General features: G+C 70.0%; 17 protein-coding genes. 10 read left to right on the top strand and 7 right to left on the bottom strand.

Annotated features, from left to right (window positions below):
- Positions 1-7: 7 nt before the first annotated feature.
- Positions 8-631 carry a hypothetical protein gene (locus AB0G01_RS22015; protein ID WP_360948314.1) on the bottom strand — a complete coding sequence of 208 codons (624 nt, stop codon included), beginning with the start codon at positions 629-631 and terminating at the stop codon, positions 8-10.
- A 346-nt stretch (positions 632-977) separates the two neighbouring features.
- Here AB0G01_RS22015 and AB0G01_RS22010 point away from each other — a divergent pair, with 346 nt between their 5' ends.
- The 6 genes from AB0G01_RS22010 to AB0G01_RS21985 all read left to right on the top strand — a co-directional run bounded on the left by AB0G01_RS22010 (position 978) and on the right by AB0G01_RS21985 (position 7,283).
- Positions 978-1,832, top strand: a complete 855-nt coding sequence (locus tag AB0G01_RS22010; protein WP_360948312.1) for a hypothetical protein — start codon at positions 978-980, stop codon at positions 1,830-1,832.
- Between the two features lie 114 nt (positions 1,833-1,946).
- A complete protein-coding gene (locus AB0G01_RS22005) occupies positions 1,947-2,501 on the top strand; it encodes a YbaB/EbfC family nucleoid-associated protein (protein WP_360948310.1) in 555 nt (184 codons plus the stop codon).
- Between the two features lie 10 nt (positions 2,502-2,511).
- Positions 2,512-2,865 (top strand): type VII secretion target, encoded by a 354-nt coding sequence (locus AB0G01_RS22000; RefSeq protein WP_360948308.1) that lies wholly within the window; start codon positions 2,512-2,514, stop codon positions 2,863-2,865.
- Positions 2,865-3,731 carry a hypothetical protein gene (locus AB0G01_RS21995; RefSeq protein ID WP_360948306.1) on the top strand — a complete coding sequence of 289 codons (867 nt, stop codon included), beginning with the start codon at positions 2,865-2,867 and terminating at the stop codon, positions 3,729-3,731. Before AB0G01_RS22000 ends, AB0G01_RS21995 begins: the two co-directional genes overlap by 1 nt.
- A gap of 163 nt (positions 3,732-3,894) precedes the next feature.
- Positions 3,895-4,833 (top strand): aminoglycoside phosphotransferase family protein, encoded by a 939-nt coding sequence (locus tag AB0G01_RS21990; RefSeq protein ID WP_360948304.1) that lies wholly within the window; start codon positions 3,895-3,897, stop codon positions 4,831-4,833.
- 149 nt (positions 4,834-4,982) lie between these two features.
- A complete protein-coding gene (locus tag AB0G01_RS21985) occupies positions 4,983-7,283 on the top strand; it encodes an excinuclease ABC subunit UvrA (protein ID WP_360948302.1) in 2,301 nt (766 codons plus the stop codon).
- A gap of 45 nt (positions 7,284-7,328) precedes the next feature.
- Here the strand turns inward: AB0G01_RS21985 and AB0G01_RS21980 are convergent, their stop codons facing one another.
- The 3 genes from AB0G01_RS21980 to AB0G01_RS21970 all read right to left on the bottom strand — a co-directional run bounded on the left by AB0G01_RS21980 (position 7,329) and on the right by AB0G01_RS21970 (position 9,945).
- The gene (locus tag AB0G01_RS21980; protein WP_360948300.1) at positions 7,329-8,000 is read right to left on the bottom strand and encodes a hypothetical protein; all 672 of its coding nucleotides are present in this window, start codon (positions 7,998-8,000) and stop codon (positions 7,329-7,331) included.
- Positions 7,997-9,202: a DUF6357 family protein gene (locus tag AB0G01_RS21975; protein ID WP_360948298.1), complete on the bottom strand. Its 1,206-nt coding sequence runs from the start codon at positions 9,200-9,202 to the stop codon at positions 7,997-7,999. The genes AB0G01_RS21980 and AB0G01_RS21975 overlap by 4 nt, the downstream gene beginning before the upstream one ends.
- A gap of 176 nt (positions 9,203-9,378) precedes the next feature.
- The gene (locus AB0G01_RS21970) at positions 9,379-9,945 is read right to left on the bottom strand and encodes a dihydrofolate reductase family protein (protein WP_360948296.1); all 567 of its coding nucleotides are present in this window, start codon (positions 9,943-9,945) and stop codon (positions 9,379-9,381) included.
- A gap of 272 nt (positions 9,946-10,217) precedes the next feature.
- On the opposite strand from AB0G01_RS21970, the gene AB0G01_RS21965 reads away from it, so the two are divergent.
- On the top strand, positions 10,218-11,369 hold the full coding sequence (locus AB0G01_RS21965) for a glutamate--cysteine ligase (RefSeq protein WP_360948294.1): 1,152 nt from the start codon (positions 10,218-10,220) through the stop codon (positions 11,367-11,369).
- A 225-nt stretch (positions 11,370-11,594) separates the two neighbouring features.
- On the opposite strand, the gene AB0G01_RS21960 is transcribed toward AB0G01_RS21965, so the two are convergent.
- Together AB0G01_RS21960 and AB0G01_RS21955 are read right to left on the bottom strand one after the other, a co-directional pair.
- Positions 11,595-11,831 (bottom strand): hypothetical protein, encoded by a 237-nt coding sequence (locus AB0G01_RS21960; RefSeq protein ID WP_360948292.1) that lies wholly within the window; start codon positions 11,829-11,831, stop codon positions 11,595-11,597.
- Between the two features lie 303 nt (positions 11,832-12,134).
- The gene (locus tag AB0G01_RS21955; protein ID WP_360948290.1) at positions 12,135-12,779 is read right to left on the bottom strand and encodes a dihydrofolate reductase family protein; all 645 of its coding nucleotides are present in this window, start codon (positions 12,777-12,779) and stop codon (positions 12,135-12,137) included.
- A 282-nt stretch (positions 12,780-13,061) separates the two neighbouring features.
- Here AB0G01_RS21955 and AB0G01_RS21950 point away from each other — a divergent pair, with 282 nt between their 5' ends.
- The 3 genes from AB0G01_RS21950 to AB0G01_RS21940 all read left to right on the top strand — a co-directional run bounded on the left by AB0G01_RS21950 (position 13,062) and on the right by AB0G01_RS21940 (position 15,617).
- The gene (locus AB0G01_RS21950) at positions 13,062-13,472 is read left to right on the top strand and encodes a hypothetical protein (protein WP_360948288.1); all 411 of its coding nucleotides are present in this window, start codon (positions 13,062-13,064) and stop codon (positions 13,470-13,472) included.
- Between the two features lie 305 nt (positions 13,473-13,777).
- On the top strand, positions 13,778-14,422 hold the full coding sequence (locus tag AB0G01_RS21945; RefSeq protein WP_360948286.1) for a DUF6766 family protein: 645 nt from the start codon (positions 13,778-13,780) through the stop codon (positions 14,420-14,422).
- Positions 14,423-14,723: 301 nt separating this feature from the next.
- Complete coding sequence (locus AB0G01_RS21940; RefSeq protein ID WP_360948284.1) at positions 14,724-15,617, top strand: SDR family oxidoreductase; 894 nt, start codon at positions 14,724-14,726, stop codon at positions 15,615-15,617.
- Between the two features lie 15 nt (positions 15,618-15,632).
- On the opposite strand, the gene AB0G01_RS21935 is transcribed toward AB0G01_RS21940, so the two are convergent.
- Complete coding sequence (locus AB0G01_RS21935) at positions 15,633-16,154, bottom strand: HAD-IIIA family hydrolase (protein WP_360948282.1); 522 nt, start codon at positions 16,152-16,154, stop codon at positions 15,633-15,635.
- Positions 16,155-16,193: the final 39 nt, after the last annotated feature.

Below are 16,193 nucleotides of genomic sequence, written 5' to 3'. Positions count from 1 at the left end.
GTTCTGTTCAGCGGTGCGCTCGACGCCAGAGGGCCGGCCAGCCCGCTTTGCCCAACAGCGCGGCCGGGACGAGCAGCCCGTGTTCGGCGATGCGCTGCCAGAACAGCTCTACGGGCACGCCGAGCTCGCTCGCTGCGGTCAGCGCCGACTGCCACGGCCCGTGCTCGTCGGCCAGATCGCTGACAGGGAAGCCGGGAACCGTCGTACTTCTCACCGCCACCACCTGAACGGTGTCGTCCTGTGTGGACTGTTCTGCGCAGGTGGTGGTGATCGCCAGTACGCACACCAGCTCGGTCGAGGGCAGGCGTGCGACCGATCGGATCAGCGCGTGATCGCCCACCAGCGCGCCTACGGCAGCGCGGACCGCCCGCGCCACCACTTCCATGGCGTAGGCCGGTGCGATCTCCGGGCGGCGCACGAGCGCGCGCAGCGTTCGCGGCAGTGGGGTGCCGTCGGTGAGCGTGCCGAGCCGGTCGTGCTCGGGCAGCGCTGGATCGAGTCGGCCCACTGCGGCGGCGAGCGGTCGGACGCGAGTGGCCTGCCACAGGACCGGCGTGTCGAGATCGGCATCAAGGCCCGTCCGGAGCAGTTCGACGTGCTCGACCGGACCGAGGCGCTTCAGCGCGACCACCGCCGCGTCCGGTTCGGAGTCGGCACCGCGCCCAGGTCGTCCGAGTCCCCGCGCCAACGTGGCGTACGCGCTTCGCGCCGACCTGGCCGGTGCCGAGGCCAACTCATCATCGCGCATCCACGCCAGCGATTTTCGATCTCTCGTCGGCGGCGCGAGCTGCGGTTCTTGCCGTGGGCCTTACGCGATCATTCGGGCGAGTCGGGTGAAGCGGACCGAGGTCGCGGCGATCGTCGAACAGGACTCGTGACGACGGTCGTGCACGAAAGGCACAGGAGGTACGAGGAGATAGGAGGACAGGATCGGCGTTCGGTACCTCACCGGCGCTCGGTGGCCATAGGCTGCCGGTATGGCGTTGATCCCCCGAACCGTTCCACAGGTGGACGACCCGCAGGCCGCAGCGGTGTTGGCCGGGCGTTGGTCCCGGGTCCGCCGGTTGTTGTCCATCGCGGCCTTGGTGGTGCCGGGCCTGCTCGCCGTGGTGTGTTTGGTGTTCTTCGTGCTGTCGGGATTGCGCTGGTGGGCCGCGATGTCAGCCGTGGTCGCGGTGGGCATCGCGGGTGCGCTGGCGTGGTGGTTGCGCCGGGCTGTGCTCGAACCCCCCGGCTGGACGGGGGCGGTCGGGCTGTGCGTGGGCTGCCAGTTGCTCCTGGGGTGCATCCCGGGCTACGGCGCGGCGGCCAACGCGGCGTCGACACTCGCACGGGCGTCCGCCGGCGTGTTGTTCGCGGTGTGCTGGGTCGCCGCCGGCGTGGCCGTCTTGGTCGCGCACCGGGCGCAGCGCGCGCTGATGGTTCCCGTGGTCGCGGATCTCGGGGCCACTCCGTTCGTCGTCGCCCTGTCGGTGAGGTTCGCGATCACCACTCCCGACCTGGTGAGCGCCCGGGTGACCGTGGGTCGGGACGGCGTCGAGTGGGGCGCTCGCCTGCACCGGGGGCGCGGTTCCGGGCCGCGAGTGGCCGGGGGTGTTCCGTTCGGGCGGTTGCGCGAGGTCCGGCCCGTGGTCCTGTCCGGGCACCCCGAGTTGCGCCCGTGGATGACGATGCCCGACGGGACGCAGCTCTACGCGCAGCCAGGACCGGCCGTGGTGCTGGTCGCGGATTCCGGGGAGTGGATGATCCCCGTGCACGACGCGGCGCTGGTCGCCCAACTGGTGCACAAGCGCGTGACCTGGGCATCCCGTCACACGCAGGCTCGTCGATAACCCGATTGGGTGAAGAGAATCCCCGTTCTGCCCGTATCGCGCCCGATCGCCGACTAGCGTGCCGTGGGCGGGACCGCGATCCGGCGGCTGCGACGAAGGCAGAAGGAGAGTTCGGTGATCAGCTCTGATCCCGTGAAAGCCTCCGAGGAACTGGAGAAGTGGGCCTCGGGGCTGGAGCAGCGCGCTCGGCAGTACGCCGAGTTGCAACAGCGCATGGACACCACGACGGCGACCGAGTCCTCTCCGGACGGCGCGGTGCGGGTGACGGTCGACAGCAACGGCGTGCCCACCGAGATCACGCTCGGCGAGCGTTCCCGGGGTCTCGATCCGGCGCAGGTCTCGGCGCAGATCATGACGTGCATGAAGCGCGCGCAGGCGACGTTGCGCCGACGGGTCCAGGACCTCATCGCGGCCACCGTCCCCGCCGATGACGAACCGGCCCGGGGCATCTTCGCGCAGTACGAGCAGCGCTTCCCCGACGTGCCGGGCGACGACGCCGGGCCGGCCCACGAGGTGACGCGGGAGATGAAGATCGGCGGCGTGGAGGACGAGAATCCCGTGCCGCCACCCGCTCCGCGCGCCGCACCCCGACCCGACCGACCCGACCGACCCGACCGACCCGACCGACCCGACGACGACGGCTGGGACGACCGGTCCTTCCTGCGCTGAGGCGGAGAACATGAGCGATGGATTCACCGTCGACTCCGAGGAGTTGGCGACCCACGCGACCACGGTGGACGGTTTCGCCGGTCGCGCCGACACCGCGACCGACGCCGGTAGCCACGTGGCGGGCTTGGACGACGCGTACGGGCTGCTGTGCCGCCCATTCGCGAGCCTGCTCAAGGAACCGCAGCAGCGCGGTGTGGACACGCTGGGCGACACCGCGAGCCTCCTGCACGACATGGTGGGCGGGCTCGACGACTGCGCGAAGACCTACCAGGAGGCCGAGGCGAAGGTCGAGGCCGTGATGAAGGCGCTGCTGGCGCAGTTGGACGCCGTCGCCTCCGCACCGGTGATCCGAGGGGGACGGTAGTGGTCGACGTGGACAACTCCAGCGACAACCCGCTGGTCGACCAGCGGTCCGACCTGCGCGAGAACTACCTCCAGGACCTCAACCCCCTGGAGAACATGGGCGCACCCGACCCGAACGCCGGGAGCACCGGGTTCATGACGGGCATCACCGCGTTCGAAGCCGGCTGGACGATCGCCCAGGGCATCGACCAGAACGACCTGGGACTGATCATCTCCGGCGTGGCGGGCGTCGCCCTGGACGCGGTGAGCGCGGCGGTCGACCCGATCGCCTACGTCGCCGGGCAGTTGTTCTCCTGGATGCTCGAACACGTCGAACCGGCCCGCGCCGCGCTGCACGCGTTGACCGGCAACCCGGACATGGTCAAGGGCTACGCGGCGACCTGGACCAACATCGAGCAGGAGGTGCTCAAGCTCGGCGAGGAGTTCGAGCAGGCGGCCAAGAGCGGCGTGACCTCGTGGACCGGGCGGGCGGCGGAAGGCTACCTGCGCAAGGCCGACGCCGTCGCGGGCATCGCCAAGGGCGCGGCCGGCGGGGCGCACGGCATCGCCGGGATCACGCTGGCCATGGCCGAGGTGGTCGGCGGCATCCGGGTCGCGATCCGGGACCTGCTGGCGACCCTCGCCGGCGCGCTGGTGAGCTGGGCCATCGAGCTGGCCTGCACCGTCGGCGCAGCCGCGCCGGTCGTGATCGCGCAGGCCACCACGAAGATCGCCCAGGTGGTGCGGACGGTCGCCTCGATGCTCAAGGCCCTGGGCAAGGCGCTGGCGAGCGCGTTGACGTGGCTGGTCCAGTTGCGCGACCTGTTCGACGGGTTCTGGCGCGCGCTCAACGAGCTCAAGAAGAGCCAGGCGACCGCACCGGCGTGATCTCGACGGGGCTACCGCTGGACCCTGCGAGCGGAACCGCTCCAAGCCGGAGGGACGGGGCGGTCGGCCTGTGCTGTGACGTGCGCCGTCGCGATGGCGAAGGCCGGGCCGCACGACTGTCCGGGCCAGGTGCTCGACGTGACGATCTTCTAGAGTGGCGTTCGTGATCACCGAGGAAGAGCGCGCCGCTCGCTCGCAACGTGCCCGTGACGCCGCTGTCGCCGCTGCGACGGAGTTGGGGCTGGACGCGTCCGAGGCGACGATCGTGTACGACGTCTTCTCGGTGGTGGTGGACCTCGCACCATCGCCGGTCGTCGCGCGTGTGCCGGTGGTGGTGCCGCGCGGTACCACCTCTGCGGGTTTCCAGCGCACGGAACTGGACGTGTCGAGGTGGATGGCGTCACGCGGCGAGCCGACCGTGGTCCCGAGCGGGCTCGTCGCGGCGGAACCCGTCGAGCGCGACGGGTTCGCGATGACCTTCTGGGAGAAGGTCGAGGGCGTGGTGCCCACCGACTACGACGCGGTGAAGCGGATGCCCGCCGTCGCCCGCCTGCACTCGATCTTGGCCGAGTACCCGGGTGGGACCAGTTTCTTCCCGGGCATCCAGGGGTACGTCGACCTGGCTTTCGGCGATCTGGAGGGCCGTGACGACCTCCTGTCCACCGTGGACCTGGCCCGCGCCCGCGCCGAGTGGGCTGCTCTCTCGCCCGTCGTCGCATCGCCTTCTGCTTTCGCACAGGCGTTTCCCGGCGTTCCCGTTCAGGTGGTCCACGGCGACGCCCCGTTCTACAACCTGATCGAGACCGCCGACGCCGTGCTGTACTCCGACTACGAGCACGTCGGCGTCGCTCCGATCGAGTGGGACCTCGCGCACACGGGCGAGGAGGCGATCGCGGCTTACAACGCCGCTGCGGCGGACCTGGGTCTGCGCGCGGTCGACACCGCCGTGCTGCGTGCCATGGAACGCCTGCGCGACCTGCAAATGGTCGCCTGCCTGGCGATGGCCCCGCAACTCCCGCTACTGGTCGACGGCTTGGCCTCGTCGCTGGAGACCTGGCGAGCCACCGAGCCCTGGTCGGCCGGAGAGGTCTTCCCGAAGTAGAACGACCTGGCTACACCGCATGACAGAACGGGGACAACGTCACCCCACTGTGTCGGGTGTTCGTGACGAACAGCCTTACGCCGCGCCGTGTCGCCCGCATCCGCTCGCCAGACCCGGCGTCCTGCCGGCGACACCAGTAGCGTTCGGCCATGGCCTCAGTCGATCCCGCCGGCAGCGCACCGATCGTCGTCACCGGAGCCCGCACGAACAACCTCCGGGACGTCTCCCTCAAGGTGCCCAAGCATCTGCTGACCGTGTTCACCGGGGTGTCCGGCTCCGGCAAGTCGTCGCTCGTGCTCGACACGATCGCCGCGGAGTCGCAGAGGCTCGTGAACGACTCCTACTCGACGTTCATCCGGGCCCGGCTGCCGCAGATGCCCGCGCCCGACGTGCAGGCGATGGACGGCCTGACCTTCACCGTCCTCATCGACCAGCGCCGGTTCACCGGCAACTCGCGCTCCACCGTCGCCACCGCCACCGATCTCGCCTCGCTGCTCCGGCTGGTGTTCTCCCGGATCGGCGAGCCGTCGGCGGGCTACTCGCCGGCCTACTCGTTCAACGACGCCTCCGGGATGTGCCCGACCTGCGAAGGGCTCGGCACCGTCTTCGACATCGACGTCGACGAGCTCATCGACCCCGAGAAGAGCATCGACGAGGGACCGGTGCGCTTCAGCATGTTCCGTCCGGGCGTGTACCGGTGGAAGCGCTTCGCCCACGCCGGCCTGTTCGACCGGTCGAAGCCGCTGAAGGACTACACGCCGGAGGAGCGGGAGCTCTTCCTCTACGCCGACAGGCACAAGCTCGAACACCCCGACCCGGAGTTCCCGAAGAGCGCGCTCTTCGACGGCGTGATCACCCGGATGCGCGACGTCTACTTCAAGCAGGGGCGCTCCAAGATGTCGGCCTCGGTCCGCGCCGAGCTCGAACAGGTGGTCACCACGCACCGGTGCCCGGACTGCCGGGGCGCGCGCCTGAACGCGGCGGCGCGGGCGAGCCTGATCGACGGGCGGTCGATCGTCGACTGGGTGCGGATGCCCGTCTCGGACCTGCGCGGCCTGCTCGACGACTTCGCGGACCCGAGGGTGGCCCCGGCGCTCAACGGCATCCGCCACGTGCTGGACGCCCTGCTCTCGGTCGGTCTCGGGTACCTCACCCTCGACCGCGAATCGTCGACGCTGTCCGGCGGCGAGGCGCAGCGGGTGAAGATCGTGCGGCACCTCGGCAGCGCGCTCACCGACGTGACCTACGTCTTCGACGAGCCGAGCGCCGGGCTCCACCCCGCCGACATCCAGCGCTTGGTCGTGCTGCTGAAGCGACTGCGCGACCGCGGCAACACGATCCTCGTCGTGGAGCACCACCCGCAGGTGATCGCCGTCGCCGACCACGTCGTCGACCTCGGCCCCGGTGCCGGTGCCGGCGGTGGCCGGATCGAGTTCGAGGGCACGCCGCACGACCTGCGCGACAGCGGGACGATCACCGGCCGGCTGCTCGCCGAGCCCCTGCACCTGCGGCCGGAGCCGCGCACGGCGCACGGCGTCGTGCGGGTGACCGGTGCCCGATCGCACAACCTGACCGGGTTCGACGTCGATGTGCCGCTCGGCGTGCTCACGGCGGTGACCGGTGTCGCCGGGTCCGGGAAGAGCTCATTCGCCACGGTCGAGCTGCCGCGACAACATCCGGACTTCGCGGTCGTCGGCCAGGAGCCGCTGCGCGGCGGGGTCCGGTCGATGTCGTTGACCGTGCTGGGTGTTTCCGACGCCGTTCGCGGCGCGTTCGGCGCGGCGTCGGGGCTCGACCCCTCTTGGTTCAGCTTCAACGGTCGCGGCGCGTGTCCCACCTGCAAGGGCAAGGGGCACATCACCACCGAGCTGGCGTTCCTCGACGACGTCTCGACACCGTGCGACGAGTGCGGTGGGCTGCGCTTCAACGACACCGCCCTGTCGGCGCGGCTGGACGGGATGTCCATCGCGGACGTGCTCGCCGCCGTGCCCGCCGACGTCGCGGCGCTGTTCGCCGATCACGCGGGGATCGCGAGCGCGATGTCCTGGGTGCGGCGCACGGGGCTCGGCTACATGGCCGTGGGCCGCTCGCTCGACACCCTCTCCGGCGGTGAGAAGCAACGGCTGCTGCTGGCCCGGCACCTCAACGATCCGCGCCGCGACCCGGCCGACCGGATCGTGCTCGACGAGCCGACCACGGGGCTGCACCCCGACGACGTCGACACCATCAACGCGCTCTTCGACGACCTCGTCGACCGGGGAGCGACCTTCGTCGTGGTCGAGCACAACATGCGCGTGGTCGCCCGCGCCGACCACGTCATCGACATCGGTCCCGGCGCGGGGTCCGAGGGCGGTCGGCTCGTCTTCGAGGGCACGCCCGCCGAACTCGTCGCGCGACAGGACTCGCTCACCGGTCTGGCACTCGCGGCGGCGACGCGAGCAGTGCACTGAGGACCGGGGAAGTCCCGGCTTCCGGCGTCGGCGGGCTGTCAGCCGTCAGCCGCGTCCGCAGCGGGCGTCGATGACGGCCTGCGCGTCGTCGGGCAGCGTCGCCGGGTTGTCGAAGAAGCGCCTGGACTGGCAGATCCGGACGAGGCCGTCCCACACCTCGCGGTACAGCAGGGGGTCCGCCCGCACACTCCTCGCCTGACGCGGTGTGAGGGGGAACTTGTAGTTGCCGTCCCAGTGGCCCTGCCCGACGTCGAGGTCGAGCAGGTACGCCGCTCCGCGCCGGACGATCGCGGGAGCCCGGTTCCAGTCCTCTCCCCGGGGACGGAAGATCTCCTCATCGCCCTCGGGCAGCCGCAGGAAGACTCCCCGGTCGCCGGCCACCCCGTCGACGAGTGCCGCAGACACGGTGATCCACACGACGGTGTCGTCCCGGACGCCGATGTGCGTGGCCGTCCAGCGGTTCGCGGGAGGTGCGGAGGGGAAGTCCCAGGCGACGGTCCGCGCGAGGTCGGGGTCATAGCGCGAAGTCGAGTGGGGGAGGAGGCGGACCTCGTGGACGCCGCCCAACGCGTCGATCACCACCCGGGCCTCGGCGCTGTCGACCGGTCGCCCCAGCGCGTTCGCGAAGGTCTCCTGCGGAGCGGCTGCCGGAGGCCGCTTCCTCTTGGTGCGCTTCGGTTTCGCCATGACCTCGTCCTCGACGTCGTGACCGGTCACGACCAGTTCTTGAGTTCGGCGTCGACGCGGGGGTCGGTGCGAACCCACACCTCGCCGTCGGCGGCTCCCGGTGGTGCGTCGACGATCTCAAGTCCGAGCGACCGGACCAGTGCCAGGAGTTCGTCGCGCGCGTCGCCCACCTCGTCGAGCGTCCAGCCGTCGAGGAGGACGTAGTGCACCCCCCAGCGGTCGTTGCACCCGGAGTCCGCCCAGATCCGGCGGAAGCGGGTCAGCTTCTCCTGGTCGAGTGGCGCGGTCGTGAACTGCTCTTGGGCGAGTGCGCTGGTCGCGGCGAAGCCTTTCGCGATGTCCTCGGCGCTCCACCACTGTGCCGCTTGGGCGACGGTGGCGGGGGTGAAGTCCTCGGTCGCGAGGAAGTCCTCCAGTGGGTGGGCGACCCTGATGTCCTCAAGGGTGGTCTGGGCTTCCTGCAACCGGGCGACCAGGCCGTCGGCCATGGCGCAGGGGCCGGAGAGGGTGAAGATGCCGGTGGCGGCGACGAGGGTGCCGCCGTCGGGGTGGGGGACGTTGCGCGTGGTGTCGGTTTCCGGTGCGTTTTTCGCCGGGTGGAGGAGGTCTGCCGGTACGCCGTCGTAGAGGGCGGCCTGGGCGTGGGGGTCGTTGGAGCAGTCGAGTGGGCTGGTGTGGTCGAAGGTGACGACCAGGCCGCGTCCGTCTGCGGTGAACCAGGCGTTGACGGTGTCGCCCTCGCCGTTGCCGTAGCCGAAGTGGGTGGTGCCGGCGGCGGTCGTGGGTTCGCGCCCGTCGACGCGGGTCAGGATCTCCAGTCGACGGCGCAACTCGCGCGGGTGGGTGCGCCGCAACACCGACTCGTCGAACTCGTATCGCAGTCGCGCGCGCAGCAGGGCGGCGATGTCCGGCAGCCAAGGGCCGTGGTCATCGAGCGCGGTGAAGCCGCCAAGGATGAAGTTGTCGGTCAGGGTGCTGTAGTCATCGCCGTCCGTGACGAGGAAGTACTCGCTTCGCGAGTCCTGCACCCCCTTGGCCCGGCAGATGATCCCGGAATTGAACATGAGCAACAGCGCTTCTTCGTTCTCCTCGTCCTCGACGAAGAACGACGCGTTGTCGTCGGCGCGGTGCCGGTCGATGAACTCCCGGAACGCGTCGTAGGCGGAGTGAGGGCCACCCGGGAGCCAGTCCAGTTCGTTGCCCTTGTCGTCGTTGAAGGTCAGCGGCCTCATTGTCATCCCTGGTGTGTCGGGTCACGGGTTGTTCCCTGGACGTCGCCGGCGCGGTCGTGACGCGTCTCGCGGGCGGCATGCCGCCTCAAAGGATGCCCGACCCACACCGGTGACGGAGTGGAGGGTTCCGGCTGGACGTCGAGCCGATCGACGCCGACGAGCCTCGTCGGCATCTCCTAGGCGCGCACGGATTTGTAGCGCAGCAGGACCGCGCCCGACCGGAAGGTGCGGTTCCCCACCAGCTCCAGCGTCAACCACCTGTCCAGCGACGGGAAGAACGGCGTGCCGCCGCCGATCGCGACCGGCGTGACCAGGATGTGGAACTCGTCCACGAGGCCGGCCCTGATCAGGGGCGCGGCGAGCGTGGCACCGCCCACCTCCATCAGGCCCTCGGTCTCGGCCTTGAGCCTCTTCGCGACCTCGACCACGTCTCCCCGCTCCACCCTGGAGTTCCAGTCGACCGACTCCAGGGTCTGCGAGAAGACCACCTTCGGCATCGCGAGCCACAGCCGCGCGTACTCGGCCTCCACCGGGGACACGTCGGGTGCGTCGCCGGCAGTCGGCCAGTGGGCCGACATCAGCTCGTACAACTTCCGCCCGTACAGCGACAGTGCGACGTCCCCGGTCCGGTCGTTCCAGTACTGGTGCAGTTCGTCGTCCGGCGTGCTCCAGTCGAGACCGCCGTTCGCGTCGGCGGTGTAACCGTCCACTGAGACGTTCAAGCCATAGGTCAGCGTTCCCATAGCTGTACAGACTGCCAAACCGGGGCGAGTTCGGCGCAACTTCGTGACGATCGGTGTCGAACCGCTGGTCAGCTCGGGGGCAGATCGGTGGTCGTTCTTTCAGCATCGTCCCGGGGCCGGTCGATGGTGAGTCCACTTCGGTCGCCGAAATGAGCCATGCTGGGTGAGGGGACCTGGGGCGCTGGTGTGCGGCGGACGACCGGTCGGCGCGAATGGGCTTGGATTTCGCGAAACCGGGTACTCCGTGAACCCCTGTCGCCTGGAGGGTCTTGATGGACGCGCACCACACGGTACCGACGTTCGGCGTCGAAGAGGAGTTCTTGCTTGTCCACCCGGACACCGGGCGGCCTGTCGCACAAGGAGAACAGGTCGCGGAGTACGCGAAAGACGGTTTCGGCGTCGTGCTCGACACCGAGTTGTCCGCCGCGCAGGTCGAGACGAACACCGCCGTGTGCCACGACATGACCGAAGCGCTGGAGCAACTGCGGGGTCTGCGCTCGGTCGCCGCGGAGTCGGCCCGCCGGGCCGGGGCGCGACTCCTGGCGATCGGCGCACCCCCGTTCGGCGGGCCGAGGTCCGAGCTCAGCGACGACCTCCGGTACCAACGCCTGCACGAGGACTACCGACTGCTGGCCGAGGAGCAGTCCATCTGCGGCTGCCACGTGCACGTCGGTGTCGAGGACCCGGAGATCGCCTTGCAGGTCTGCAACCACCTCCGGCCGTGGCTGCCCGTGCTCAGCCTGCTCACCGCGAACTCGCGGTACGCGCAGGGGCGCGACACCGGTTACGCGAGTTGGCGCTCGGTGGTGTGGTCGCGCTGGCCGTCCGCCGGTCCGCCGCCGTACTTCGAGTCGCTGGAGCACTACGAGCGGACCACCGCCATGCTCACGGAGTCGGGCGCGGCCCGCGACGAGCGGATGGTGTACTGGGACGTCCGGCCGTCCTCCCGGCTGCCCACGGTCGAGGTCCGCGTCTCCGACGTGGCCGCCACGGCGGACGAAGCCGTCCTGCTGGCCGCCTTGACCCGCGCGCTGGTGACCACCGCCCTGGCCGATCTGCACCGCGGCGTGCGAGCCTCGCCGGTCCCCGCGGAATGGCTGCGCGCGGCGTCGTGGCGCGCGGCCCGGGACGGTCTGGCCGGCCAGGCGCTCGACGTGTACTCGGGTCGGCTGGTACCCGCGCGCCCGCTGGTCGACCGGCTCCGCGAGGTGGTGCACGACGCGCTGCGCGCGAGCGGTGACCTGGAGCTGGTCGAACGCCTCTTGGCGGCACTGGACCGGGACGGCACCGGCTCGGACCGCCAGCACCAGGCGTTCCGCGACGCCGACGTGTCGGGAGCGGTGCACGACCTGGCCGCGCAGACCTTGACCGGGTGCGCTGAAAGCTCTTCGGCCATGCCCGCCGCCCTGCGCGCGAAGTCCTGAGACCGGACCGTCACGCCGTGCGGCGCGGCCGAGCCATGGCTTGGTCGCGCCGCACGGCGTTTCCGTAACAGCAGGCGAAAGACCTGCGCCTCTGGTGGTGGGATGTTCTCCGACGGGGCCTGCCGAGGTGCGGTGGAATCAGATCGCTCAGGTTTGGACCCGCGCCAGGAAGTAGAGGGGACGGGACGACGGGAAGAACGGCTCGCCGACGTCGTCCACCTTTTTTCATTTCACCATGCATGTCGTGAAAGCCGTCGTCACGCAACTCTCCGGTGCCCTTAACGCTGCCACGCCGCCCAAGGGCAACCGCTCCTGCCACTCGGCTTCGCCCTCGCCGCAGGACCGCACGAACTCGCGGGTCGTCTCCCACGAGGGCAGCCGGCTGCCGGAAACGCATTCGTGCGACGTCGTGTGGGAAATCCGGCCGGACCGGCCCGCCATCGCGCGGAAGGTGCCCGTCATGCGTCCTGCCCTGTTCGGACGTGTTGTCAGCTCCCGTAAGCCCCTGTCGGACAACATGCTCGTGCCCGGTGTTGCGTCGGCCGCTGGGTGGGCGGGTGGCTGCGGAGGTCGAACGAGTCCGAGTGGCAGCAGGACATCGGGGACTACGGGACCTACGCGGGTCCGGTATACCGCGCGGCCAACGGGCAGTGCGTGGACTGGAGCGGCGGCATCGGCGGTAACAGCATCACGGTGTTCCGCATGGAATGCGGCCAGGAGGTGAGGCGGGTTCACCCTGGGCCGGAAGCCGTCGTCAGAAGGTGGTCATCGCCTCCAGAACAGCAGGTGGGTCACTCCGCTGCGGCCGGTCAACGATTCCAGGTGGAAGCGGTCGAGGAGCTCGGTGTGGTCCTCCCACAGGCGTTCGCCCCTGCCGAGGTCGACGGGTGCGACGGCGACGTGCATCGTGTCGACCAGGTCCGCTTCGAGGAACTGGCGGATGGTCGTGACCCCGCCGCCCAGGCGCACGTCCAGGCCGCCGGCGGCTTCCTTCGCGCGTGCCAGCGCGTCGGCCGGGGTCGTGTCGAGGAAGTGGAACGTGGTGTCGGCCAGCGTGAAGGACGGGCGTTCGTGGTGCGTGAGCACGAAGACCGGCGTGTGGAACGGCGGGTTGTCGCCCCACCAGCCCTGCCACTCGTGGTTCTCCCAAGGGCCCCGCTGGGGGCTGAACTTGTTGCGCCCCATGATCTCCGCGCCGATGCCGTGGCGCATGTCGCGGGTCAGGTAGTCGTCCAGGCCGCGCGTGCCGCCGGGTTCGGTGCGGTTCGCCCAGCTCGCGGTGGCACCCGCCCAGGAGAACATCGTGGCGGGGTCCGCGTGGCCGAATGGCCGCTCCAAGGTCTGCCCCTCGCCCGAACCGAACCCGTCACGCGACACGGTGAAGCACTGGACCCTGAGCAATTGCGGCATGTGTCCCCCTAGGACAATTCCGACTGCGGACCGCAGCCGAAGGCACCCTAGTTAGGCTGATTGCCTGACGCAACCGGCTGGAGTCGACAGCTTGGTCGTACAGCGGTACGTGATGTTCAGCGATCACCGGCACTTCCGCGAACTGCTCGGTCAAGCGTCGTGGGTGCGGGTCAGGACGATCCCAGACTCGTCCCAGATCCATTCGAGACCACCCCGCCACAGTGGGACCAGTCCTGATCCGATGAGAACGTTGTCCACGAACAGATCCAGGGGGAAGAACACATGAAAACCACGGGGGTACGCATCGCGGCGGTCCTCTTCGCCGTGGCCGCCGCAGTCGCCGGCGTCGCCGGCACCGCCTCGGCCCAACCGGTGACCGCGCTCAGCCAGGACGCCTACAGCGACCTGATGATCGATGGCCACTTCGTGGCGCGCACGAAGTTCACCGCGTACGGCGACAGCTTCACCATCACCAAGAAGTCGAACTACCACGACGGTGTGCCGTACGTGGAGTACGCGTACATCAAGGTCAACGGTCAGGCGCAGACCGGCACGCACTACGGGGTCGCGACCGTCGGCGTGCCGGTGAAGTACGACCACAACTTCGGTGAGAACCGGGCGGTCAAGTTCCGCACCTGCATCTCCGAGGCGTGGTTCGACGACTGCGACGACTGGCAGACCGGCTACGCCTAGTAGCAGTGCGGTGCCCGGCCGGTCGATCCTCACCGGTCGGGCATCGCTCCGCGTCGGCCGTGATCGAGGGCCGTCGACCGGAATCGGTCGAAGTGGGAAGCAGGTCGAACAGGACAACAGCGACGTGTTCGACAGGGCGATCGCCGGATTTCGATGCCCGCCGGCGAATACGTTCGGAGCGCCGTACTGGCTGCTCTGCGGACATGGGGGTTGGCGTGGTGGCCCCGGTGGTATGCCCGGTGTTCGCGCGCCGGAAAACGGCGCGTGCACCTTGCGAAAGGACGGGCCGGGGTATGCGGCGGTGGATGACCCTCAACGGACTGGCGCTGGTGATGTTCGGCGCGTTCCTGGTGTTCCTGGTGTTGCAGAGCGTGTTCGGTTGGCAGGCGCAGAATGCGGACCTGGCCGACTACGGGCAGCCGGCCCAGTCCTACCTGGCCTACCTGGGCAGCGGTGACTTCGTCGAAGCCACGTTCGAGAACTGGGAGTCGGAATTTCTCCAGATGGGCTCCTACGCGCTGCTGACGGCCTGGCTGGTGCAGCGCGGTTCGGCGGAGTCCAAACCGCTCGACGCCGACGAGGAGAAGTTGTCCCGCCAGGGCAGCGACGACCCGGACGCGCCGGGACCCGTGCACCGTGGCGGGCTGCTGCTGCGCCTCTACGAGCACAGCCTGTCGATCGTGCTGCTCGGGCTGTTCGCGGGGGCGTTCCTGCTGCACCTGCTGGGCGGCACCGCCGCGTACAACGATCAGCAGGCCCTGCTCGGCAAGCCGCCCGTCTCGGTCGGCGAGTTCCTCGCGAGCAGCGACTTCTGGTTCCAGTCGATGCAGAACTGGCAGAGCGAGTTCCTCTCGGTGGGCGTGCTGGTGGTGCTGTCGATCGTGCTGCGGGAGAAGAATTCCTCGCAGTCCAAGCCGGTCGCCGCACCGCACCGCAAAACCGGCCCCTGATCGGATCTCCGCATAACGCATCAAGGTGAGCACCGCTACGAGGTGAGGCCGTGATGGGTGGGGTACCGGCCCTATGTCCACCAAGACGGGGGTCGCCTGAACGGGCCCGCTTGGCGGGCGGCTGGTTGCCCAGCGTGATCGGGGCACGTCCTGGCGTCGGCGGGAAGGTCTGGAACGGCGCACGGGACGCCACTTCCGGGCGTGCGATCGCGCCGATCGGCGGGCCGGGGACCGGATCGGGTTGACCTGTCCGCTTCTGGGAACGCTGGGGGAGATGTTCTCTACCGGGAGGTGCCCGACCATGGCCGACCAGCACAGCCCCACCGCTCCGGACGAGTACCCGCGTCCGGACGACCAGCGCCGACGCGCGCAGGAGCACCCCGGCACCGACCGGGCGATGGAGCCCGAGCCGGACCACGGCGAGCACTCGTACCGGGGCTCCGGCAAGCTGACCGGCCGGCGCGCGGTGATCACCGGCGGGGACTCCGGCATCGGGCGCGCGGTGGCCATCGCGTACGCCCGGGAAGGCGCGGACGTCGTCCTGTCCTACCTGGAGGAGGAGCAGGAGGATGCCGAGCTCACCGCGGAGTGGGTGCGCGAGGCGGGCCGGCGGGCGGTGCTGGTGCCGGGGGACATCACCGGGGAAGCGCACTGCGCGGACGTGGTGCGGCGGGCGGTGGCGGAACTGGGCGGCATCGACCTGCTGGTGAACAACGCCGCCTACCAGATGTCCCAGGCCGACGGGTTGGCCGGCATCTCCACCGCGCAGTTCGACCGGGTGCTCAAGACGAACCTGTACGCGATGTTCTGGTTCTGCAAGGAGTCCGTCCCTCACATGCCGAGGGGCGCGGCGATCGTCAACACCGCGTCGATCCAGGCGTCCCAGCCGTCGCCGAACCTGCTCGACTACGCCACCACCAAAGGTGGCATCGTCACGTTCACCAAGGGGTTGGCGCAAGACCTGGCGGATCGCGCGATCCGGGTCAACGCCGTCGCGCCCGGACCGGTGTGGACACCGCTGATCCCGGCGACCATGCCCACCGAGGAGCTTGACTCGTTCGGCGCGCAGACCCCGCTGGGCCGTGCCGCGCAGCCCGCCGAACTCGCGCCCGCCTACGTGTTCCTCGCCTCCGGGGAGTCGAGTTACGTGTCCGGCGCGGTGTTGGCGGTGACCGGGGGCGTGCCGATGCCGTGAGTCACGGCGTCGGCTTCACCGACCGCGACCGAAGAGCAGCGCCATCACCTCGCGCAGGTCGGCCGCGACCACGGGCGCACGGACCACCTCGTCGCGCCTCGTGGCCGGTGTGGGCACCAGGATCGGGTGCGCACCGGCGGCCAAGGCGGCGTGGACGTCCGCTTCGATGTCGCCGACCACGGCGGTCCGCTCCGGGGGCACGCCCAGCGCCGCGCACGCGGCCCGCACCAGCGCGGGCCGCGGTTTCCGGCACGGGCACCCGTCCTCCGGCCCGTGCGGGCACACCTGCCAGGAACCGAAGCGGCCCAGCAGTTCTTCCACCCGCGCGTTGACGGTGTCGACCTGGGCGCGGGTGAGCAGTCCGCGAGCGATGCCGGACTGGTTGCTCACCACCCCCGTCCGCACCCCGGTCGCCCGGAGCCGGCCCAGCAGCTCGCGCGCTCCCGGCATCGGCTCGACCAGGCGGGGATCGCCGTTGTACGGGACGTCGCGGACGAGGGTGCCGTCCCGGTCGAACAGAACCGCGTCGAAGGCCACCCGTTAGTCCTAGCCCGCTTGCACGGTGCTAAACCATCC

It is taken from the genome of Actinosynnema sp. NPDC023587, from assembly GCF_040640215.1.
Classification (GTDB): domain Bacteria; phylum Actinomycetota; class Actinomycetes; order Mycobacteriales; family Pseudonocardiaceae; genus Actinosynnema.
The sequence above is the reverse complement of the archived record's forward strand: the minus strand, read 5'-3'. Positions and strand labels throughout refer to the sequence as shown.